This window comes from Azospirillum griseum, from assembly GCF_003966125.1.
Taxonomy (GTDB): domain Bacteria; phylum Pseudomonadota; class Alphaproteobacteria; order Azospirillales; family Azospirillaceae; genus Azospirillum; species Azospirillum griseum.
The window spans coordinates 203,401-225,024 of the sequence record NZ_RXMA01000005.1; the positions used below are offsets into that span (position 1 = coordinate 203,401).

Here is a 21,624-nt window from a genome sequence, read left to right on the forward strand (position 1 = left end):
AAAGTGAGAGGACTCGCGGTTGCGCGGGGCGGGCTTGCGTCGGCGCGCTGCCGGTCGCAGGCTGAGGGTATAGACTGTGTGCGACGATTGGGGGATCGGGTCATGAAGGTTGGCATCGTCGGGGCCGGGTTTGTCGGCAGCACCGCCGCGTTTGCGATGGTGACGACGGGGGCGGCGAGCGAGATCGTGCTGGTGGACGCGAACGCGGCGCTGGCCCAGTCCCAGGCGCAGGACATCGCCCACGCCGTGCCCTTCACCCACGCGGTGACGGTGCAGGCCGGCCCCTATGAGGCCCTGGCCGGGGCCGGGGTGGTGGTGCTGTCGGCCGGGGTGGGGCAGAAGCCGGGGGAAACCCGGCTCGATCTGCTGGAGCGCAACGCGCGGGTGTTCGCCGCCGTGATCCCCGCCGTGCTGGCCGCCGCACCCGACGCGGTGTTGCTGATCGCCACCAACCCGGTGGATGTGATGACCCAGATCGCCACCCGCATCAGCGGCCTGCCGCCGCACCGGGTCATCGGGTCCGGCACCGTGCTGGACACGGCGCGGTTCCGGGCGCTGCTGGGCGCGCGGTTGGGGGTGACGCCGAAGTCGGTCCACGCCCACGTCGTCGGCGAGCATGGCGACTCGGAGGTGCTGCTGTGGTCGGGGGCGACCGTCGCCGGGGTTCCGGTGGACCGCGCCGCCGCCCAGCTTGGCCGTCCTTTGAGCGCGGAGGACCGCGCGGCCATCGACGAAGGGGTGCGCCGCGCCGCCTACCGCATCATCGCGGGCAAGGGGCACACGGCCTTTGGCATCGGCGGCGGGCTGGCCCGGCTGGTCGCCGCCATCGCCGGGGATGAAAATCTGGTGGCGACCTGCGCGGTTCTGAACGATCAGGTGGTCGGCGTGCCGCAGGTGGTGCTGTCGCTGCCCCGCGTCATCGGCGCGCGCGGGGTGGTCGATACCATCCTGCCGGATCTGTCCGCCGACGAGGAAACCGCGCTCCGTCGCAGCGCCACCATCCTGAAGGAGGCCGCCGACGGGGTGGAACAGCGGATGGGCTGGTCTTCCTAAGCCGCGTTTCCGTTGGACTCGCCCCCGCTTTCGGCCACATAGGCGCTCAACCCCGCGACCAGCCCGTCGAACACGGCGCGGCAGCGGGGGGTGGAGCGCAAATCCTCGTGCATGGCGATCCAGACGCCCAGCGACAGCTCCAGCGCGTCGGGCAGCAGGCGGACCAAGGCCGGGTTGCGGCGGGCGAGCCGGACCTGACAGACACCCGGCCCGAATCCGGCCTCGATGGCGGCCAGTTGGGCGAGGTCGCTGTCGGTGCGCAGGGCAAAGGGCAGGTCGAGAAAACCGGGAAAGCGCCGACCCATGGCGCGGATCGCCGGGCTGGGCCGGTCATAGCCGATCAGGCTGTGCCCGCTCAGGTCGGCCAGGGTTTGCGGGCGACCGTGACGGTCCAGATAGTCCCGGTGCGCGTGCAGGCCCAAGGCGACGCTGCCGATCTTGCGGACGACCAACGCCTGCTGCTCCGGCTCCACCATGCGGACGGCGATGTCGGCGTCGCGCTGCAACAGATTGTCCACCCGGTTGGACAGCACCAGCTCGATCACCAGGGCGGGATGGGCGGCGCGCAGGGCGGCGAGAATCGGCGGCAGCACGCGGGCACCCGTCACCTCGCTGGCGGTGACGCGCACCGGGCCGCGCACGGGATCCGCCACTCCGTCCGCCCGGCTCAACCCCGCCGCCGTGCGCCACAGCGCCGCCGCCGCCGATTCCAGCGCCTCCGCCTGCGTCTTCAGCGCCTGGGCGGCGTCGGTCGGCTCCAAGCCTTGGGGGGAGCGGACGAACAGCGCGCCGCCGACGGCCTCCTCCAGCGCGGCGACGTGGCGGGCCAGCGTCGGTTGCGTCAAGCCAAGCGTCCGCGCCGCCGCCGACAGCGACCCGTCGCGCAGAACCGCCAGAAAGCTGCGGTAGAGATCCCAACTGGGCGGGGTGGCGTTCATCGATTTGAGTATAGCCATCCAACAGAGTTCGACAATTCCATTCATCCCCGGCGCTGTCATCCTCTCCCCCGAACACGACGCAACCCAGGGGGATGGATGATGAGCGGTGAGGCGAAAGAGGACGCGCGGAAGACGGGTACGCAGGCGGCGGGTCGGCGGGCGCTGGTGCTGGGGGCGACCGGCGGGATCGGCGGTGAGCTGGCCCGGCGGTTGGTGGCGGCGGGGTGGCGGGTGCGCGCCCTCCACCGCAACCCGATGCGACTCGGGGTGGATGCCGATGGGGTGGAGTGGACGCGCGGCGACGCCCTGTCCGCCGCCGATGTGCGCGCCGCAGCCGATGGCGCGTCGCTGATCGTCCACGCGGTCAACCCGCCGGGCTACCGCAACTGGGGCGAACTGGTGTTGCCGATGGTGGACGCCACCATCGCCGCCGCGATTGACCAGGGTGCCCGCGTCCTGCTGCCCGGAACCGTCTACAATTACGGCCCCGACGCCTTTCCCCTGATCGACGAGGACGCGCCGCAGCGCCCGTTGACCCGCAAGGGGGCGATCCGGGTGGAGATGGAACGCCGCCTGGGCGACGCGGTCGGGCGCGGGGCCAAGCTGCTGATCCTGCGGGCGGGCGATTTCTTCGGCCCTCGTTCCGGCAACACCTGGTTTGCGCAGGGGCTGGTCACGGCGGGCCGTCCCGTGGCGCGGGTGACGCTGCCGGGCCGTCCCGGTGTGAGCCATCAATGGGCCTATCTGCCCGATCTGGCCGACACGGCGGTGCGGCTGCTGGACCGCCCGGAGGGGCTGGACGACGCCGCGCGCTTTCATGTCGGCGGGCATTGGGATCCGGACGGAACGGCGATGGCGGCGGCGATCGCGCGGGCGGTGGGCCGCGCCGACCTGCCGGTGCGGCGGCTGCCGTGGGGCCTGTTCCGTCTGGCCGCCCCCTTCGTGCCCTTCATCCGCGAGGTGATGGAGATGCGCTATCTCTGGGAACAGCCGGTGCGGCTCGACAACCGCCGCCTTGTCGCGGCGCTGGGGGCGGAACCGCACACCCCGTTGGACGAGGCCGTGCGCCGCAGCCTGATCGGGATGGGGTGCCTTCCGGCGGCGTGATGGGGGTGTGTCAGGAGTCCGACGGCGTGCCGGGCGATTGGGGGGCAGGCGTTTGCGGGTCGGTCGTTTCGGGCTGTTGCGTGGGATGGCCGGGGCGGGGCAGGGCCGACAGCGGCAAGCGACCGGTGGCGACCAGCGCCAGCAACAGCGCCGGGTGCATGGTGTGGGCGGCGCCCGCGACGGGGGTGGCCGACTCCGGACCGGTGTTCAGCGCCTCGTTGATGCGGGCGAACGCCTCGATGTCCTTGATGTGCAGCATGATCCGCTCCCTCGGCTCGACATTGTGCGTCGCAGCAAAAGCGAACCTATCAGCGTTGAGCCGGAAAATCTCTCAGTTTGCGGCGTTCTGACGCGGGGCAACCGGTTCCCGCACCCCCAGCATCAGGACAAAACCGATGACGAAGAAGGCCAAAACCGTGGCCATGCCCGCGCGTTGGCTGGCAAAGGCCTCCGTCGCCAGCCCGAACAGGAACGGTCCGAAAAAGCCGACGAAGCGGCCGGTCAACCCATACAGGCCGAACATCTCGCCGGTCATGTCCGGCGGCGACAGGCGGGCCATCAACGACCGCCCCGCCGCCTGCGCCGGGCCGAAAAACAGCCCCAACCCCAGCGCCAGCACCCAGAACCACAGTTTGTCCGTCACCAGCAGCAGCGGCAGGCCGAACAGGGTCATGCCGACCAGTGCCGCCAGGATCACCGGCTTGGCCCCCGCCCGGTCGTCCATCCAGGCAAAACCGATGGCCCCCGCCCCGGCCACCACGTTCAGGGCGATGGCGAACAGGACGATCTCCTCAAAGCTCATGCCGAAGCTGCCCGCCGCGAACAGCCCGCCAAAGGCGGTGATGGTGTTGATGCCGTCGCGGAAAAAGGCGCTGGCGATCAGAAAGCGCAGCGTCTGGCGGTGCCGCCCGGCCTGCCGCAGGGTGCCGACCAGCGTGGCCACCCCCTCCCGCGTCGCCTGGATCAGGGATTGGCCGTTCGACGGCGCGTCCGGCACCCACAGAAAATAGGGCAGGGCGAAGATCCCGTACCACAGGGCGACCAGCAGCGCGGTGGCGCGGATGTTGGCCTGCGGCCCCCAGGCGTCCCAACTCAACCCGAACAGACCGAACAGCGGGGCCTCGGCCTTCACGAAGCCGAACAGGGCCAGCACCAGACAGGCCAGCCCGCCGAAATAGCCGATGCCCCACCCCCAGCCCGACACCCGCCCCAGCAGACGGGCCGGAACCAGCGCGGGCAGGCTGGCGTTGTAGAAGACGTTGGCCAGTTCGAACGCCACGGTGGCGACCACGACGCAGACCAGCGCGAACAGCGCGTCGGCGGGATCGGGCCGCACCCACCACAGCGCGGCGCTGAACGCCACCGTCACCCCGGTGAACAGGGCCATCCAGGGTTTGCGCCGCCCGTGCCGGTCGGCAATCGCCCCCAACAGCGGGCTGAGCAGGGCGATGGCGACCCCGGCCAGGGTCATCGCCGCGCTCCAACGCGCGGTTCCTTCCACCGGATCGCCCACCACGCCACGGGCGAAATAGACGGAAAAGACAAAGGTGGTGATGATGGTGTTGTAGGCGGAGTTCGCCCAATCATACAGGCACCAGGACGCAACCGCCCGGCGGTTGAGGGGGGCCGGGGTTTGGGACGGGGGAGCCACCCCGCTCACCCGCCGATGCCGAACGAGATCTGGTTGTTGTCGTAACGGGCGACGACGGTCAGGCGGTCGCCGGGGCGGACCTTGATCGGCAGCTCCAGGAAGGTCATCGCCTGTTTCCAGTGGTTGGTCCGCGACAGGCTTTCGGACTTGTAGACCACCTCATCGTCCATGAAGAGGTCGAACCAGAAGGCGACGCCGTGGCAGGTGCCCTCCGCCGTCACCGTGACCGCGATCTCCTCTTCGCCCTCCTCCGGCATGTTGCGGGTGAAGTCGAAATCCAGCGCGGTGAAGCGGTCGGACAGCGGGGTGTGGGCATCGGCGGCCAGATCGATCTGCTGATAGCCGGGGGAGCGGAAGACGTCGAAGGCCGACATGTCGAAGCCGTCGATGCGCTCCACCGGGTTGATGCGCGCCAGCTCCGGCGTTTCCACCAGCATGGCGTAGACGGTGGAGGCGCGCGGGATGATGGCACCGCCGGGCTTCACCAGATGGGTGCGGGCGTGTTGCAGGACCGACAGCATGCGCGGGGCCAGCATGCCGATGTTGATGAGTTCGGACACGAAGACGTCGGCCTTTTCCGGCAAATCGCCGTCCTCGCCCACGGTCAATTGCGTGGACAGGCGCGGCACGACGCTGATGCGGTCGGCGTAGCCGTTGCGGGCGACGGTTTCCTTGGCCACACGGGCCAGGATCGGGTTCACCTCGCAGGTGACGACCTGTTTGGCCCCGGCGCGGGCGGCCATCATCGACACGATGCCCGATCCGGTCCCGATCTCCAGCACCAGCGAGTCCGGCGTCACCGCCCGTTCCAGCGCGTGCTTGTAGGCGTCGTTGCGCTCGAAATCATTGATCATCGGCAGATGCCAGCCGGGGACCGCGCTGGAGTAGATCAGGCGGCGGGTGAACTGGATCATCGGGTGATCGGGGGCCTGTTCGCGCGCCGCCTCGATCGCGTCGATGGCCTCGGACGCGCGATCCAGGCTTTGCAGCGCGTGGGCCAAGCCGACCTGGGCGGGGACGAAGCGCGGGGCCGCCTCCAGCACCTTGCGGAACGATTGCTCGGCCATTTCCAGACGCCCTTGGGTGGAGAGCAGTTCGGCCAGGCTGTAATGAACGTCCAGATAATCGGGGGCCAGTTCCAGCGCCTTGCCGAAATGCTGTTCCGCCGCCTCCAGGTCGCCCAGTTCGCGCAGGGTGGCGGCGAGGAAATGATGCATCTCCGGCGCGTTGTCCTTCAGCGCCAGCGCGGCGCGGAAGCTCTCGGCGGCTTCCTCCAGCCGTCCCAGCGCCTTCAGCGCGTTGCCAAGATTGCCGTGCAGTTCCGGGTAACGGTCGTTCACCGCCAGACCGGCGCGAAAGGCGGCCTCCGCCTCCGTCGCGCGACCCAGTTGGAACAGCAGGCTGCCCCGGCTGTTGTGAAAGGACGCGTCGGTGTCCAGCTCGGCAATCGCCTCGGTGAACAGGGCCAGCGCGTCGTCCGGGTGGCCGGTGTGGGCGGCGACCAGCCCCAGCAGATGGACCGCCTGCGCGTCGTGCGGGTTGACGGCCAGCATCGCCCGGCACGCGGCTTCCGCCCCTGCCAAATCGTTGGCCCGGAACAGACGGGCCGCGTCGAGCAGGGTGGGGGCGGGCGTGTCGGTCATCGCGGCGGCTCCGGTCGGCAAAGGCACGAAGGTGATGCCCGCACCATAGCGGGAATTTCCCCATGGCTACAGCGTTTCAATGCGGCGGGGACGGCGGCAAGGATCGGGTCAAGTCCTTGGTGTTTGACGCAAATACCGTTCATCCACGCGCGGTGATTGCGTTGGGGCGATTATCTCCGTCACAGTTCGCGCAATGGATGATTGCAGCGGGGAGGATGGGATGAACGGGGTGTTTGCGCGTTGGGCCAGCCCGGCGCTGGCGGCGATTCTGCTGGCGGGCTGCGCCACCACCACGATGGGGCCGACCGTGACGACGGTCCTGCCCAAGGACGACGCCCAGCCCGCCGTCGCCGCCGACTCGGCGGCCGCGCGGCGGTTCGAGGCGGTGCGCCACAGCCCGCCGGAGCTGCGCGCCTTCCTCTACCGCATGCCCAAGGGGGCCGATCTCCACAGCCACCTGACCGGCGCGGTCTATGCCGAAACCTATCTGCGGCTGGCGCAGGCGGGCAATCTCTGCTTCAACGTCGCGGCGAAATCCCTGGTCGCCCCGACCCAGGAGAAGCCCTGCGGAACCACCAAGGACAGCCCGCAACCGGCGGCCAGCGTGGTCATCGGTGACAGCGTGCTCTACCCGATGGCGCTGGACGCCCTGTCCACCCGCGACGCGCTGCCCATTTCCGGCTACAGCCTGCACGACCAGTTCTTTGCCACCTTTGGCCGGTTCAGCGCGGCGACCGGCTCCACCGGCGATCTGCTGGCCGAGGTGGTGGACCGCGCCGGGCGGCAGGGCGAACAGCATGTCGAGCTGATGGTGTCCTTCCGGACCTGGGCCGCCGCCAACATCGGCAAGGCCACGCCCTGGACCGGCAGCGTGCCCCAGATGGCCGACACGCTGACCGCCGCCGGTCTGTCCGCTCTGGTGCCACAGGCCAAGCAGGACATCGACGCGGCGGAAGCGCGGATGCGCAGCCTGCTGGGCTGCGGCACCCCGGCGGCCAAACCCGGCTGCGGTGTGTCGGTGCGCTACATCCAACAGGTGTCGCGCACGCAGGCCCCCAGCCCGGTGCTGGCCGTCACCCTGTTCAACGCCATGCTCGCCGCACAGGAACCGCGCGTCGTCGGCCTGAACTACGTCGCGCCGGAAGACAACCCGGTGGCGCTGGCCGACTACGACCTGCACATGGCGATGATCGCCGAAACCCGCCGCCGCTTCCCCGACACCAACGTCGCCCTGCACGCCGGTGAACTGACGCTGGGGCTGGTCCCGCCGGAGGAGCTGCGCAACCACATCCGCAAGGCGGTGGAGATCGCCGGGGCCAAGCGCATCGGCCATGGCGTCGATCTGATGTATGAGGACGACCCGCAGGGCCTGCTGCGCCAGATGGCGGCGCGCAAGGTCGCGGTGGAAATCAACCTGACCAGCAACGACGTGATCCTGGGGGTGGCGGGCAAGGACCACCCCTTCCCGATCTACCGCGCGGCGGGGGTGCCGACGGTGATCTCCACCGACGACGAGGGCGTCAGCCGCATCGACCTGACCAACGAGCTGGAGCGCGGCGTCACCGAATTCGGCCTTGGCTATGGCGATCTGGTCCGTCTGGCCCGCACCAGCCTGGAACACAGCTTCCTGCCCGGTGACAGCCTGTGGTCGGCCCGGCTCTGCACCGTGGGCGAAGCGCCGTCGGCGGCCTGCCAGGGCCTGTTGGACCGCAGCGACAAGGCCAAACGGCAATGGGCGTTGGAAGAGGCGCTGCGCCGCTTCGACCACGAGGTTGCCGAAGGCAAGATCTGAAGAAACTTGCCGAGGGCAAGATCTGAAGAAACAGAACGGGGGCTGCGTTGCCGCAGCCCCCGGTTCCGCGTCGCCTTGCGGCTCAACCGTCGATCAGACGACCACGCCCGGCTTGCCCTGGTTCGCGTCGTTCGCGCGGGCCAGACCCTCTTCGATCAGCTTGGCGGCGGCCTCGGCATCGCCCCAACCCTTGGTCTTCACCCATTTGTTCTTTTCGAGATCCTTGTAGTGCTCGAAGAAGTGGGCGATCTGGCGGACCAGAATCTCCGGCAGATCGGTGTAGTTCTTCACGTCGCTGTAGAAGGGGTGGAGCTTGTCCACCGGAACGGCCAGCAGCTTTTCGTCGATGCCGGCTTCGTCTTCCATGTACAGCACGCCGATCGGGCGCGAGCGCAGGATCGCCCCCGGAACGACCGGGACCTGACCGATGACGCAGACATCCACCGGGTCGCCGTCGCCCGACAGGGTGTGCGGGATGAAGCCGTAGTTGCAGGGATAGTACATCGCCGTGTGCAGGAAACGGTCGACGAACACCGCGCCCGATTCCTTGTCGACTTCGTACTTCACCGGATCGCCACCGACCGGGATTTCGATGACGACGTTCACATCCCAGGGCGGGTTCTTGCCCACGGCAACCTTGCTCAGATCCATCTTCTCTCGTCCTTCGACTGGCGTAACAGGGCACGTTTTTCTTGGGCGCCGACGCGAAGACCGGCACCGCCGGGGGCGGAGTTTAGGCGCAAGCGCGCCCAAGGCCAAGGCACTCTTGCGCGGGTGCGGCAAAGGAGCAACCTTGACGCCATGATCCGCTCCCTCCTCCTCGCCCTGGCGCTGCTGGCCGCCCCCGGCGGTGCCATCGCCGCGCCGCCGTCCATTGCGGCCAGCACCGTCCCGCCCGACACGGCCACCCACGGCATCGCCATGCACGGCGATCTGCGGCTGCCGCCGGATTTCGCCGCGCTGCCCTACGTCAACCCCGACGCGCCCAAGGGCGGGACCATCCGGCAGGCCGTGACCGGGTCTTTCGACTCGCTGCACCCGCACATCGTCAAGGGCGTTCCGGTCCAGGGGCTGGGCTTCACCTTTGAAACCCTGCTGACGCGGTCGTGGGACGAGCCGTTCTCGCTGTATGGCCTGCTGGCCGACCGGCTGGAGGTGGCCCCCGACCGCTCCGCCGTGACCTTCCACATCAACCGGCTGGCGCGCTGGCACGATGGGACTCCGGTGACGGCGGCGGATGTCCTGTTCTCGCTGGAGATCCAGCGGGTGCACGGCACGCCGAACCGGCGGCTGTTCTACGCCAAGGTGGCGCGGGCCGAGGCGCTGGATGCGCAAACCGTCCGTTTCGTCTTCGCCGCGAACGAGGATGGCGGCATCGACCGGGAAATGCCGCTGCTGATGGGGCTGATGCCGATCCACAGCAAGGCGTGGTGGGCGGACAAGCCGTTCGACCGCACGACGCTGGACCCGATCCTGGGCAGCGGCCCCTATCGGGTGGCGGCGGTCGATGCCGGTCGGCGCGTGGTGTACGAGCGGATTCCCGATTATTGGGGCCGCGATCTGCCGATCCGGCGCGGCCAGTTCAACGCCGACTGGTTGGAGTATGTCTATTACCGCGACGACTCGGTCGCGCTCGAAGCCTTCAAGGCGGGAGAGGGCGACATCCGCCGCGAGATCGATCCGGCCAAATGGGCAACCGGCTACGACGGCCCGGCCCTGCGCGACGGGCGGATCGAGCGGGAGGAACTGGCCCACCGCCGCCCCGACGCGGCGCGTGGCCTGATCTTCAACACCCGCCGCCCGCTGTTCGCCGATGTCCGGGTGCGGCAGGCCCTTGGCATGGCCACCGATTTCGCCTGGATTGGGCGCACCCTGTTCCACAACGCGCTGACCCGCACCGCCAGCCACTACCCGAACTCCGAACTGGCCGCCCAGGGCGTGCCGCAGGGGGCGGAACTGGCCGCGCTGGAGCCGTTCCGCGACCGGCTGCCGCCCGCGCTGTTCACCCAGCCCTTTGCCCTGCCCATCACCGACGGCAGCGGCCCGGCGGGCGCGCGGGCCAACCGGCGGGCGGCGCTGCGCCTGCTGGCCGAGGCGGGGTGGACGATCCGCGAGGGGCGTCTGACCAACGCGGAGGGCCAGCCCTTTGTCTTCGAAATCTTGCTGTCCGATCCGGCGGACGAACGGGTGGCGCTGGAGTTCGCCCGCTCGCTCGACGGGTTGGGCATCGCCGCCCGCGTCCGCGCGGTGGACAACGCCCAGTTCCAGGCCCGCTTGGACCGCTTCGACTTCGACATGGTGGTGCGCTGGTGGGCGTCCAGCCTGTCACCGGGCAACGAGCAGCTTTACTATTACGGCTCCGCCGCCGCCGGGCAGGAGGGCAGCCGCAATCTGGCGGGCATCCGCGACCCGGCGGTGGACGCCATCGCCCAATCCATCGCGGAGGCGACGACGCGCGCCGATCTGGTGGCGCGGGTCCACGCGCTCGACCGCGTTCTGATGTGGGGGCAATACATGGTTCCGCTGTTTTACAGCCCGGTGGACCGTCTGGCCCACTGGTCCCACCTGCGCCGCCCCGCCGTCACCCCGCTCTATGGCCCGCTGATCGAAAGCTGGTGGGTGGATCCGGCCAGACGGTAACAGAGAGAGGCGGTATGAGAGGGGCGGTTACAGCCAGCCGCGCCGCCGGAAATACCAGAGCGGGCCGACCGCCGACAGCACCATCAGCAGGATCGCCATCGGGTAGCCGTATTCCCAATCCAGTTCGGGCATGTGTTTGAAATTCATGCCATAGGCCGAGGCGATCAGGGTCGGCGGCATCAGGGCGACGGCGACGACCGAGAAGATCTTGATGATGGCGTTCTGTTCGATGTTGATGAGGCCCAGCGTGGCGTCGAGCAGGAAATTCGCCTCGTGCGCCAGGAAACCGGCGTGCTCGTTCAGCGACCGCAAGTCGCGCGTCATCGTCTTCAGCGCGGTTTTCTGGTCCTTGGTCAGCCGCCCGCCGCTGACGGAGGTGAGGAACACCACCAGACGGTCCAGACCGGCCAGACTGTCGCGCACCTTGTGGGTCAGGTCGCCCGCCCGGCCGATGCCGCGCAGCACGTCCTGCAACTCGTCGGGCTTCTTGGCCGCCTTGCCAAAGCCGCCGCTGTCCAGCGAATCGTCGAAAATCCGGGTGGACAGCTCGTCGATGCGGCCGCCGACCAGCTCCAGCACGTCGGCCACCCGGTCGATCACCGCGTCGAGCAGGCCGAACAGCGCCGTTTCGCTCGACGCCAGCAACTCCGGCTGGCGGACGCAGCGGGCGGCGAAGGTGATGACCGGCAGCGGTTCGGTGTAGCGCAGGGTGATGAGGTGGCGCGGCGTCAGGACAAAGGTCAGCTCCCCCTGTTCGGGGTGGGGGGAGGTGGCGCGCGAGATGATTGGCGAGGTCATGTAAACGCCGTCGCCTTCGGTGTAGAGCTGGCTCGACGCCTCGATCTCGCGCATTTCCGCGCGGGTCGGCAGGTCGCAACCGGTCAGCGCGCCGACATGGGCGCGCTCCTCCTCGTCCGGGCGCAGCAGGTCGATCCACACCGCGTCGGGCGGCAGCGCCTCGCCCAGCGCCAAGGGCTGGCGGACGACGCGGCCATCGACGCGGGTGTGAACCGTAATCACAGCCCGGCCTCGGCGGGGACCGGGGCACCCGCCGCGCGGCAGGCGGCGGCCAGCGTGTTCAGCATCAGGCAGGCGATGGTCATCGGGCCGACGCCGCCGGGGACCGGGGTGATGGCCCCGGCGACCGTCACCGCCTCGGCAAAATGAACGTCGCCGACCAGCTTGGTCTTGCCCGGTTCGGCCGCCGGGACGCGGTTGATGCCGACGTCGATCACCGTCGCCCCCGGCTTGATCCAATCGCCGCGCACCATCTCGGGCCGACCGACGGCGGCGACCAGGATGTCGGCGCGGCGGCATTCCCCGGCCAGATCGGCGGTGCGCGAATGGGCCAGCGTCACCGTGCAATCGGCCTGGAGCAGCAGTTGCGCCATCGGCTTGCCGACGATGTTGGACCGGCCCAGCACCAGCGCCCGCTTGCCCTTCAGATCATGGCCCAGCGTGTCGCGGATCAGCAGCAGGCTGCCCAGCGGGGTGCAGGGCACGATGGCCCCCGGCTGGCCGGTGGCGAGCAGACCGGCGTTGACGACGTGGAAGCCGTCGGCGTCCTTTTCCGGCACGATGCGGGCCAGGACCTTTTGCGTGTCGATGTGCTTGGGCAGCGGCAGTTGCACCAGGATGCCATGGACCGCCGGGTCGGCGTTCAGCCGGTCGATCAGGGCCAGCAGGTCGGCTTCGGCCATGTCGGCGGGTTCATGATGGTCGAAGGAGTTCATCCCCAGCTCGACCAGCGCCCGTTCCTTGGACTTCACATAGACCTGGCTGGCCGGATCCTCGCCCACCAGCACCACGGCCAGACCGGGGGTGACGCCATGGCTGGCCTTCAGCGCGGCGACGCCATCAGCCACCCGCGCCCTGAGACCGGCCGCGAAAGCCTTGCCGTCGATGATCTTTGCGTCCGCCATGGTCGCCTCCACACTCACTCTGCTGCGCTGTCAATCAAGGCCGTCAGGCGGGGCATCAGCGCCGCCGGATCGCCGGCCACATGGATGATCTTGTTGCGGTCGGTGGCCCCGGCCACCACCGTCAGGCTGGTTTTCGGCAGTTTCCACGCCTTGGCCAGCAGTTTCACAACGGCGTCGTTGGCCTTGCCGTTTTCCGGCACGGCCGTGACCGTCACCTTCAGCACCCGCCCGCCGTCGGCGGTGTCCGCCAGCCCGGCGACGGCGTTGCGCGACGCCTTCGGCGTCACCCGCAAGGCCAGCCGCAGCCCGTCGGCCACCGGCTCCAGCGGGCCGGGCATCAGAAGCGCGGCCAGTATTGCGCCAACAGGTTCTGAACGAAGGAGATCCCCAGCAGAACCACGATGGGCGACAGATCCAGCCCGCCCATGTTGGGCAGAACGTTGCGGATCGGGCGCAGCACCGGTTCGGTCAGGCGGTGGAGCGCGTCACCGATCAGATAGACCGCGCGGTTGCGGGTGTTGACGACGTTGAACGCCACCAGCCAGCTCAAGACCGCCGAGAGAATCAGGACCCAGAAGAAAAGGTCCAGAATGGTGTTGATGAGCACATACAGCGCGATCATGCCGGGCCTGCTCCGTGTCGGTTTTGGGACGGCCGCGTCCGTCACGGCGGCCCGATCCGGCGGCCCGATGCGGGCGCCTGCGTTTGGGCCGCACCCTAACCACAGGCGCGCAACGCTGTCCAGTCCCGTGGCTTTTCCGCAGCTTGTGGGCTGGGGTGCGCGTGGCGGCGTGGGAGCTGGTGTCGATTTTTCTGAATCAGCCGCTTGACAGCCCCGCCGTGAATGGCTAAAAACCGCGCCACGCCGGACGCAAGCCGCGTGCGGATCGTGTGTGTGGGGCCGTAGCTCAGCTGGGAGAGCGACGCGTTCGCAATGCGTAGGTCGGGAGTTCGATCCTCCTCGGCTCCACCAATTTCCCCCGAGACAATCAGACGTTCCAGCGGGCAAATGTCCGCTGACAGATTGTTGTGCCTGACGGAGAGATCCGTTCGGGTTTTTTGCCTTTGTGCGCTTGGCCATGGTGGTTGAGCGCGCTCGGCGAGGCGCGCGGCCTGTTTGGCGGGGTTTGCTCCCAGCCGTGTTTGGCCCTTACAAGTCTTGTGGAATCACAAGGGTCACGCGGGTTCCCTGGCCGGGTTGGCTGTCGATGCTCAGACGCCCGCCCATTGGACCGGTGACGGTGTTGAACACCACGGCCAGGCCAAGCCCCTTGTGGCCGCGCCCGCGCGCGGTGGTGAAAAAGGCGTCGGTCAGAACCGGCAGGTGGGCGGCGGCGATGCCGACCCCGTCGTCGCGCAGGGTGATCCGCCACGCGCGCTTGCCCTCCAGCGCGGCCGGATCCAGCGCAATCGTCAGACTTCCGCCCCCGTCCGGGTGGGCGTGGGCGTGGACGTTGTCGATCAGATGGTGCAGAACACGGTCCAGATGGGCCGCGTGGCCCAGCCACGGGCAGGGATCGCCGGGGAGAACGGTGATGGACAGCCCGCAATCGGGGCGCTGCGCCCGGAACAGGGCAATGGCGTGCTCCACCACTTCGCGCGCGTCCAGCGCGTCCAGCGGGCCGGTGTGCTGGCAAGCGGCGATGGCGGTGAAGGCCTCCACCAGTTCGACCGCGCGGGCAAGGTTGGATTGCAGGAGCGCGGTCGGTTCCCGCACATCCTCCATCCCCATCACCGCCAAATCCTGCAAATGGCTGGCGGCGGTGACGCAGACGCCCAGCGGCGTGTTCAGCTCGTGCGCCAGCCCGGTGACGGCCTGGGTGATGGCGCGGTGGCGGGCCAACGCGGATTCGGCCAGCCGGGCGCGGCGCTCCAGATCCTCGCGCACCACCCGTTCCGACACGTCGCGGATCATCCGGCTCAACTCGCGCAGCAGCTTGGCCAGCAGATCGGGCGAGGGCGAGATCAGCGACAGGAACAGGTCGCGTTCCAGTTCGAACACCGTGACCGGCGTGGCGGCGATGATGGAGGCCGACCGGGTGCCGCCATCGACCAGCGCCATTTCGCCGAAACATTCCCCGGCCTGCCGGAACCCGACCTCCACCTGCCCGCCGACGCCGTCGCTGCGGACCACGCGCACGGTTCCCGACAGCAGGACATACAGGGATTGCGCCTCCGTCCCCTCGCTCATCAGCACATGACCGGGAGGGGCGTCAAACACCCGGCCCTGCGCCTCCACCGCCGCGCGTTCGGCGGACGTGAAGGAGTCGAACAGGGAAATCCCGTCGAGAGCGCCACAAACGGTGGGCATGGTGGTCGGTGACTCCGGACTTATGATTTCCCAAGTATAACCACTGGCCGGGGCGTGGGCGAGACGCTATCGGTCCCGATTCGGCATTGAATCTTACAAATTGCCCCCTCCGTCAGCGGTCGGGACGGACGCGGGCCAGCCATGCGGCGGCCCCCCGCTCGCACAGGTCGAACACCTGTTCGAAGCCACGCGCGTCGCCGTAATAGGGATCGGGCGTGTCGCGCAGGCCGCTGTCGGGCAGGACGTCCAGGAACAGCGACAGGGTGGCCGTGGCGTCCGCCGGGGCCAGCCGCCGCAGCTGCTCCAAATGCCCGCTGTCCATCGCCAGGATGTGATCGAACGCGTAGAAATCATCCAGCGCCACCTTGCGGGCGCGCAGGCCCGACAGGTCGACGCCCCGCGCCTTGGCTGTTTTCACGGTGCGCGGGTCGGGCGGTTCGCCGATGTGATAGCCGTGGGTACCGGCGGAGTCCGCGCCGATGCGCCCGTCCAACCCGGCCTGGGCGACGAGGTGACGGAACACCCCCTCCGCCGTGGGGGAACGGCAGATGTTGCCGGTGCAGACGAACAGAAGCTTCACCATGGCGTGGACTCTCGTTGCCGGACGCGTCGGGCCGCAGGCTATCCGGTTGCGGGCGGTTTGAAAACGAACGACGTCGTCGATGGGTTCGGTTGAGAAAATCACGTCTCGACAGCGCCGTCCGTTCCGCCACAATGCCCGCCGACCGCGACGCGAAGGAGAAAGACTGATGCCGGTGTTGGACTCCCTTCGACTGAATCAGACCGATTCCATCGTGATTCTGACCGGGGCCGGGATTTCCCAGGAATCCGGGTTGGACACCTTCCGCTGCGCCGGGGGCATCTGGTCCGAGGTGGATTTGGAGGATGTGGCGACGCCGCGCGGCTTTGCCCGGAACCCCGATCTGGTCCACCGCTTTTACAACGACCGCCGCCGGGGGCTGCTGGACCCGGCGATCCAGCCCAACGCGGCGCACGCGGCGCTTGCGGCGCTGGAGCGGGGGTGGCGTGGCTCCGTCACCCTGGTGACGCAGAACATCGACGATCTGCACGAGCGCGCCGGTTCCGCCGATCCGATCCACATGCACGGCGCATTGCTGAAGGCGGTATGTCAGCGTTGCCACGCGGTGACGGACTGCCACGACGATCTGTCGGTGCATGACCTGTGTTTGAGCTGCGGGGGCAAGGGCGGTTTGCGACCGGATGTCGTGTGGTTCGGTGAAACGCCGTACCACATGGACCGCATCCAGGCGGCCTTGGAGGATTGCGACCTGTTCCTGTCCATCGGCACCTCCGGCCATGTCTACCCCGCCGCCGGTTTCGTGGCGGAGGCCGGGGCCAACGGGGCGGTGACGGTCGAACTGAATTTGGACCCGTCGGAGGGCGTCAGCCGCTTTGACCGGGCGATCCAGGGACCGGCGACCGCCCTGGTTCCGGCCCTGGTCGCGGAGCTGCTGGCGCTGTGACGCCGCCCACCCCGCCCGCCACCTCGGACGCGCTGGCGCGTCTGTTCGCCGAGGCACGGGCCTGCACCCGTTGCGCCGACGCGCTGCCGCACGGCTGCCGTCCGGTGCTGCGCGGTTCGACCACCGCCCGGCTGTTGATCGTCGGGCAGGCGCCGGGCGCGCGGGTGCACGCCAGCGGGATCCCGTGGAACGACCCGTCGGGCGACCGGCTGCGGGCGTGGCTGGCGATGGAGCGGACGGCGTTTTACGACGAATCGCGGATCGCCATCGTGCCGATGGGGCTGTGCTACCCCGGAACCGCCGCCAAGGGGGGCGATTTTCCGCCCCGCCCGGAATGCGCGCCGCTGTGGCACCCGCCGTTGCGGGCGGCCTTGACCGGGGTGCGCCTGACCCTGTTGGTCGGCGGTTACGCCCAGGCCCGCTATCTCGGCGCGCGGCGCAAGGCGACGATGACCGACACCGTGGCGGCGTGGCGGGAGTATGAACCCGACTTTCTGCCGCTGCCGCACCCCAGTTGGCGCAACAGCGGCTGGTTGGCCCGCAATCCCTGGTTCGACCGCGATCTGGTCCCGGAGCTGCGGGCGCGGGTGACGGCGGTTCTGGACGGCGGCGAGGGCAAGGGCAGGGGCGGGGCGTAGCAGTCCGTCAGCCCATCGCCTCGATCCGCTCCATGTCCTCGTCGGAATGGCCGAAATGGTGGCCGATTTCATGGATCAGGACATGGCGGACGATGGCGGCCAGATCCTCCCCCGTCTCGCACCAGTAATCCAGGATCGGGCGGCGGTAGAGGAAGATCATGTCCGGCCCGCCGCGCACATCGGCCACGCTCTGCCGGGTCAGATCGACGCCGCGATACAGGCCCAGCAGGTCGAAGGGGCTTTCCAGCTCCATCTCCTGCTCGGTCTCCTCGTCGGGAAAATCCTCCACATGGATGACCAGATTCTGGATCGGGGCCAGCAGCTCCGCCGGAATGGTGTCCAGGGCGGCGTCGGCCAGACGTTCAAGGTCGGCGAGCGTGGGGGCGGTGCCGTAGGGGGGCAGGGGCTGGGTCATGAGGGGAAGATAAGAGTGGGCGGCGCGTCCGCCAACCCCTTCTCCCTTGGTTATGCTCTCCGCGTCGCGCGGAAAGATTCCCGGATGGAAATGCGCGCGGTAGCGAGATCCATGTTGCAGGGCGACAAAAGATTGCATAAAGTTGCCGACAACATACAGATAATAATGATTAAGAGGATCTCCATCTCCTAAGCGAGATCAACATATGGTGATATGCACCTCTTCGTAGTCATATGATTGCTTCTGCCAATCGACCAGGGTGAGCGTGTGGCGGACGTTCCAATCCAGGGCGTCTGTCATCATGGGCTTTGCGTTGCTTCGTGCCATCGGGGCGTGCCTTGAGTCCTTCACCCTTGGTTATCCCACGATCATCCCTCACCGTTCGACTGCCAAGCGCGGCTGCACGAGGATCGGTCGATTCTCGTCTCTGCCTGTGCGCCGAATCAGGCGGGGGAGGCCACCCCACCCAAGGAAGATTCGATGCGCGCCCCGTTCCAAACCGCCTCGCTTGCCACTCTCGGCCGTCTTGCGCTTGCTGTTGCGTCCGTTGTCGCCCTATCGGCGGGCCATACCGCCACCGCGCAGGCGGAACCGCTGCGGATCGCGGTGATCGAAAGCCTGTCGGGCATGCAGGCCTCCACCGGCCGCCCCTATCTGATCGCCGCCCGTTATGTGCTGGACGCGCTGAACGCCCGGGGCGGCTTCAATGGCGAAAAGGTCATCGTCACCGAATACAACTCGGGCGGCAAACCCTCGGGCGCGTCGGAAAAGTTTCTGCAAGCGGCGGCGGAGGGGGCGCACATCGTTCTGCAAGGCTCCTCGTCCCTGATCGCCGCCCAACTGTCCGACGACATCCGCGAGTACAACAGGAAGAACCCGGGCAAGGAGGTGGTCTACCTCAACGTCGGGGCCGAGGCGATGGAACTGACCGGCGAGAAGTGCCATTTCCACGCCTTCCGCTATTCGGCGACGGCGCCGATGCGGATCGGTGCTCTGGTCAGCGTGATGCATCAGGAAGGGGTTCTGGGCAAGCGTGTGTACGCGATCAACCAGAACTACTCCTGGGGCCAGGATGTCGAGGCGGCGATCAAGGCCAACGCCGCGCGCGGCGGGTACGAGGTGGTGGAAAGCGTCCTGCACGACGTGGCCCGCATCCAGGATTTCTCCCCCTTCATCGCCAAGATCAAGGCGGCCAACCCGGACACCGTGCTGACCGGCAACTGGTCGAACGATCTGTTGCTGATGATGAAGGCGGCGGGCGACGGCGGGTTGAAGGTGCGGTTCGGCACCACCTTCCTTGATCAGGTCGGCAACATCAGCAACGCGGGCGAAGGGGCGTTGGGCCATTACGTCGCCCACCCCTACAACATCGAACTGACCGACGGAATTTTCGCGCAGGATTACCTGAAGGTGACGGGACACCTGCCGGTCTATGTCGAGCCCAACACGGTCAACGCGTTGCGGGCGCTGGCGGCGGCCCTGGACACGATCAAACCCAACGGCGGCGCGATCAAAGGCAACGACATCGCCCAAGCGTTGGAAAACACCACCGTCACCACCGAAATGGGACCGCTGGCCATCCGCAAGGAAGACCATCAGGCGCTGTTGCCCATCGTGGTGTCGCGGGTCGAGAAGGGCGTGAAATACCCGGTGGATGGCACCGACATCGGTTTCAAGCCGGTGAAGGTCATCCCGGCGGCGGAGGTTGTCTATCCCGTGCAAGCCAAATGCGTGATGCAGCGCCCCTGACTGGCGTTGTGACGGGGCGTCCGGTTCACCGCGACGCCCCGCGTTTGGGAGATGGGGACAAGGTGAAAGTCATCACGTCATGATGAACCGAATTGCAAACGCGGGGCGCAGCCTGACCGGCAAGCTCATCTTGTGGGCTGTGGCCATGCTGGCGGTCATTTTCGCCGGCGGCGTGGCCGCCCTGTCCACGGTCAACACCAGCATCATCGGCGATCTGGCCCTGCGCCACAGCAGCGAGGTGGGGGAACATCACGCCGCCAGCGTCGAAGGCGATCTGAACCGCGCCATGGCGACGGTGGAGGCGCTGGCCAACGCCTTTGGCATGATGCGCCGCAGTTGGGTCAGCGACCGCAACGCCTACAACGAGGTGATGCGGGCGATGTTCGAAAGCGATCCGAATCTGTTCAGCCTGTGGGCCGGGTTCGAGCCGAACGCCATCGATCCCGACAACGACCACATCGACGACATCGGCTGCAACAGCAAAGGGCGCTTTCTGGCCCAATGGTTCCGGGAAAAGGGGCAGATCGACGTTCGCGCCTTTGACGAACCGAAGGCGGGCGATCCGGGAGCGGCCTTCTATTTCCAGCCCAAGGAAACCCGCAAACCGGTCGTCACCGAACCCTATGAATACATGGTCGGCAGCCGCAAGGTGCTGATGGTGTCGCTGGTCGCCCCGGTCATCGTCGACCGCCGGGTGATCGGCGTGGTCGGTCTCAGCCTGCCGCTTGACCGTTTTTCCGAATCGTTGGGCCGGGTTCGTCCGCTCGACACCGGCCGGATCAGTCTGGTGTCGCACAAGGGAAGCTGGGCGGCCCACCACCAGAGCGGCGCGCTGGGCAAGCCGGTGACGGCCTCCGCCCCGGAACTGTCGGGCGTGGTCGATGCGGTGAAGGCCGGACAGCGCAGCGATTTCGTCACCGAGGATTCCGTTCTGGGCACCGTCCAGAACGTGCTGACGCCCATCACGATCGGGACCACCGGCACACCGTGGGGCATGCTGACCACCATTCCGTTCGACAAGGTCAACGAACCGGCCCGGATGATCCAGAACTGGACCCTGGCGGGCAGCGTCGTGACGCTGGTCATTCTGGCGGCCCTGCTCAGTCTGGTCGGCATGATGGTGATCGGGCGACCGCTCGCCCGCACCGTCGCCGTCATCGGGCGGCTGGCGAACGGCGAATATGGCTTTGCCATCGGCGGGGTGGAGCGCAAGGACGAGATCGGGCAGGTCAACCGCGCGTTGGAGGTCTTCCAGCGCAACATCGTGCGCGTTGCCGAAATGGAAAAGGAGCGGCGCGAGCAGGAGGAGCGTGCGGTGGCCGTGCGCGCCGCCGAAATGGCGCGTCTGGCCGACAGCTTCGAAGCGGCGCTGTCGGGCATCGCCGGGGCGGTGTCCTCCGGCGCGGGGGATCTGGAATCGAACGCGGTGTCGTTGACCGGCATCGCCGAGGAAACCAGCCGCCAGAGCGTGGCGGTGGCCGCCGCGTCGGAACAGGCGACGACCAACGTGCAGACGGTGGCGGCGGCGGCGGATGAATTGGTGTTCTCGATCAACGAGATCACCCGGCAGATCACCCTGTCCGCCGACACCGCGCGCACCGCCGTCAGCCAGATCGACCGCACCAACGAAACGGTGGAAGGTCTGGTGATGGCGGCCCAGCGGATTGGCGACGTCACCGGCTTCATTCAGCAGATCGCCAGCCAGACCAACCTGCTGGCGCTGAACGCCACCATCGAAGCGGCGCGGGCGGGTGAAGCGGGCAAGGGTTTTGTCGTCGTCGCGTCGGAGGTGAAGAACCTTGCCAACCAGACGGCGAAGGCAACCGATGACATCCGCGTGCAGATCCAGCAGATGCAGGATGTCACCGGCGCGGCGGTGGAGGCGATCCGCGAGATTGCGCGGATGATCAACACGGTCAACGACAACGTCGTCGCCGTCACCGCCACGGCGGAGCGGCAAAGCCTCGTCACCGCCGAGATCTCCGAAAACATCCGTCAGGCCGCCGAAGGGACCCGCGACGTCACCACCAACATCGGCGGTGTCACCCTGGCGTCGGGCGAAACCGGGCGGATGGCGCAGAATGTCCTGGATGCCTCGCGCACTTTGACCGAGCAGTCGGTGCATCTGCGCAACGAGGTGCAGGCCTTCGTCGGAAAGATCCGCACCGCCTGACCTGACCTCGATTCTTGTGCCTGCATCAGCGGCGGTGGTCCCATCCTGGGGCACCGCCGTTTTTCGTTTGGCTGCGACGGCAGAGCGCAAGTCTGAGGGTTCACCTCA

The 21,624-nt window shown here is 68.0% G+C and carries 20 protein-coding genes and 1 tRNA gene; 9 read left to right on the forward strand and 12 right to left on the reverse strand.

All coding sequences use genetic code 11. The features are described from left to right. The first annotated feature begins 102 nt into the window (after window positions 1-102). Entirely contained in the window at window positions 103-1,053 is a 951-nt protein-coding gene (locus EJ903_RS08015) for an L-lactate dehydrogenase (protein WP_126613881.1), read from the forward strand. Here EJ903_RS08015 and EJ903_RS08020 read toward each other — a convergent pair. Beyond that, complete coding sequence (locus EJ903_RS08020) at window positions 1,050-2,009, reverse strand: LysR family transcriptional regulator (protein WP_281274752.1); 960 nt, start codon at window positions 2,007-2,009, stop codon at window positions 1,050-1,052. The two genes, EJ903_RS08015 and EJ903_RS08020, sit on opposite strands and share 4 nt — an antisense overlap. Window positions 2,010-2,087: 78 nt before the next feature. Between EJ903_RS08020 and EJ903_RS08025 the strand changes: the two genes are divergently transcribed. After that, the gene (locus EJ903_RS08025) at window positions 2,088-3,098 is read left to right on the forward strand and encodes an NAD(P)H-binding protein (RefSeq protein ID WP_342772127.1); all 1,011 of its coding nucleotides are present in this window, start codon (window positions 2,088-2,090) and stop codon (window positions 3,096-3,098) included. Window positions 3,099-3,108: 10 nt separating this feature from the next. On the opposite strand, the gene EJ903_RS08030 is transcribed toward EJ903_RS08025, so the two are convergent. The 3 genes from EJ903_RS08030 to EJ903_RS08040 all read right to left on the reverse strand — a co-directional run bounded on the left by EJ903_RS08030 (window position 3,109) and on the right by EJ903_RS08040 (window position 6,392). Beyond that, the gene (locus EJ903_RS08030; RefSeq protein WP_126613883.1) at window positions 3,109-3,357 is read right to left on the reverse strand and encodes a hypothetical protein; all 249 of its coding nucleotides are present in this window, start codon (window positions 3,355-3,357) and stop codon (window positions 3,109-3,111) included. A 72-nt stretch (window positions 3,358-3,429) separates the two neighbouring features. Next, window positions 3,430-4,749: an MFS transporter gene (locus EJ903_RS08035; protein WP_126613885.1), complete on the reverse strand. Its 1,320-nt coding sequence runs from the start codon at window positions 4,747-4,749 to the stop codon at window positions 3,430-3,432. A 5-nt stretch (window positions 4,750-4,754) separates the two neighbouring features. Continuing rightward, complete coding sequence (locus EJ903_RS08040) at window positions 4,755-6,392, reverse strand: tetratricopeptide repeat protein (RefSeq protein ID WP_126613887.1); 1,638 nt, start codon at window positions 6,390-6,392, stop codon at window positions 4,755-4,757. 220 nt (window positions 6,393-6,612) lie between these two features. On the opposite strand from EJ903_RS08040, the gene EJ903_RS08045 reads away from it, so the two are divergent. After that, window positions 6,613-8,184, forward strand: a complete 1,572-nt coding sequence (locus tag EJ903_RS08045) for an adenosine deaminase family protein (RefSeq protein ID WP_158627896.1) — start codon at window positions 6,613-6,615, stop codon at window positions 8,182-8,184. A 93-nt stretch (window positions 8,185-8,277) separates the two neighbouring features. Here EJ903_RS08045 and ppa read toward each other — a convergent pair whose 3' ends face one another. Continuing rightward, window positions 8,278-8,835 carry an inorganic diphosphatase gene (gene ppa / locus EJ903_RS08050; protein ID WP_126613891.1) on the reverse strand — a complete coding sequence of 186 codons (558 nt, stop codon included), beginning with the start codon at window positions 8,833-8,835 and terminating at the stop codon, window positions 8,278-8,280. A gap of 150 nt (window positions 8,836-8,985) precedes the next feature. On the opposite strand from ppa, the gene EJ903_RS08055 reads away from it, so the two are divergent. Continuing rightward, window positions 8,986-10,824 (forward strand): extracellular solute-binding protein, encoded by a 1,839-nt coding sequence (locus tag EJ903_RS08055; protein WP_126613893.1) that lies wholly within the window; start codon window positions 8,986-8,988, stop codon window positions 10,822-10,824. A gap of 27 nt (window positions 10,825-10,851) precedes the next feature. Here EJ903_RS08055 and EJ903_RS08060 read toward each other — a convergent pair whose 3' ends face one another. Genes EJ903_RS08060 through EJ903_RS08075 form a run of 4 tightly spaced genes read right to left on the reverse strand, consistent with a single transcriptional unit; the run spans window position 10,852 to window position 13,368 of the window. Beyond that, the gene (locus tag EJ903_RS08060) at window positions 10,852-11,844 is read right to left on the reverse strand and encodes a magnesium transporter CorA family protein (RefSeq protein WP_126613896.1); all 993 of its coding nucleotides are present in this window, start codon (window positions 11,842-11,844) and stop codon (window positions 10,852-10,854) included. Continuing rightward, complete coding sequence (gene folD / locus EJ903_RS08065; RefSeq protein ID WP_126613898.1) at window positions 11,841-12,746, reverse strand: bifunctional methylenetetrahydrofolate dehydrogenase/methenyltetrahydrofolate cyclohydrolase FolD; 906 nt, start codon at window positions 12,744-12,746, stop codon at window positions 11,841-11,843. The genes EJ903_RS08060 and folD overlap by 4 nt, the downstream gene beginning before the upstream one ends. 14 nt (window positions 12,747-12,760) lie before the next feature. Then, on the reverse strand, window positions 12,761-13,084 hold the full coding sequence (locus EJ903_RS08070) for a DUF167 family protein (protein ID WP_126613900.1): 324 nt from the start codon (window positions 13,082-13,084) through the stop codon (window positions 12,761-12,763). Next, window positions 13,084-13,368: a YggT family protein gene (locus EJ903_RS08075; protein WP_126613902.1), complete on the reverse strand. Its 285-nt coding sequence runs from the start codon at window positions 13,366-13,368 to the stop codon at window positions 13,084-13,086. Before EJ903_RS08075 ends, EJ903_RS08070 begins: the two co-directional genes overlap by 1 nt. A gap of 275 nt (window positions 13,369-13,643) precedes the next feature. Between EJ903_RS08075 and EJ903_RS08080 the strand changes: the two genes are divergently transcribed. Then, window positions 13,644-13,719: transfer RNA gene (locus EJ903_RS08080), tRNA-Ala, on the forward strand. A 177-nt stretch (window positions 13,720-13,896) separates the two neighbouring features. Here the strand turns inward: EJ903_RS08080 and EJ903_RS08085 are convergent. Together EJ903_RS08085 and EJ903_RS08090 are read right to left on the reverse strand one after the other, a co-directional pair. Continuing rightward, a complete protein-coding gene (locus EJ903_RS08085; RefSeq protein ID WP_126613904.1) occupies window positions 13,897-15,057 on the reverse strand; it encodes a cyclic nucleotide-binding domain-containing protein in 1,161 nt (386 codons plus the stop codon). Window positions 15,058-15,169: 112 nt separating this feature from the next. Beyond that, entirely contained in the window at window positions 15,170-15,640 is a 471-nt protein-coding gene (locus EJ903_RS08090) for a low molecular weight protein-tyrosine-phosphatase (protein ID WP_126613906.1), read from the reverse strand. A gap of 166 nt (window positions 15,641-15,806) precedes the next feature. Here EJ903_RS08090 and EJ903_RS08095 point away from each other — a divergent pair, with 166 nt between their 5' ends. Continuing rightward, window positions 15,807-16,541, forward strand: coding sequence for an NAD-dependent deacylase (locus EJ903_RS08095; RefSeq protein WP_126613908.1), 735 nt, complete (start codon window positions 15,807-15,809; stop codon window positions 16,539-16,541). Then, entirely contained in the window at window positions 16,538-17,179 is a 642-nt protein-coding gene (locus EJ903_RS08100; protein WP_126613910.1) for a uracil-DNA glycosylase family protein, read from the forward strand. The genes EJ903_RS08095 and EJ903_RS08100 overlap by 4 nt, the downstream gene beginning before the upstream one ends. Window positions 17,180-17,186: 7 nt before the next feature. On the opposite strand, the gene EJ903_RS08105 is transcribed toward EJ903_RS08100, so the two are convergent. Then, on the reverse strand, window positions 17,187-17,594 hold the full coding sequence (locus EJ903_RS08105) for a metallopeptidase family protein (RefSeq protein ID WP_174237264.1): 408 nt from the start codon (window positions 17,592-17,594) through the stop codon (window positions 17,187-17,189). A gap of 480 nt (window positions 17,595-18,074) precedes the next feature. Between EJ903_RS08105 and EJ903_RS08110 the strand changes: the two genes are divergently transcribed. Then, the gene (locus EJ903_RS08110) at window positions 18,075-19,343 is read left to right on the forward strand and encodes a branched-chain amino acid ABC transporter substrate-binding protein (protein WP_126613913.1); all 1,269 of its coding nucleotides are present in this window, start codon (window positions 18,075-18,077) and stop codon (window positions 19,341-19,343) included. A 79-nt stretch (window positions 19,344-19,422) separates the two neighbouring features. Next, on the forward strand, window positions 19,423-21,516 hold the full coding sequence (locus EJ903_RS08115; protein ID WP_126613915.1) for a methyl-accepting chemotaxis protein: 2,094 nt from the start codon (window positions 19,423-19,425) through the stop codon (window positions 21,514-21,516). Window positions 21,517-21,624: the final 108 nt, after the last annotated feature.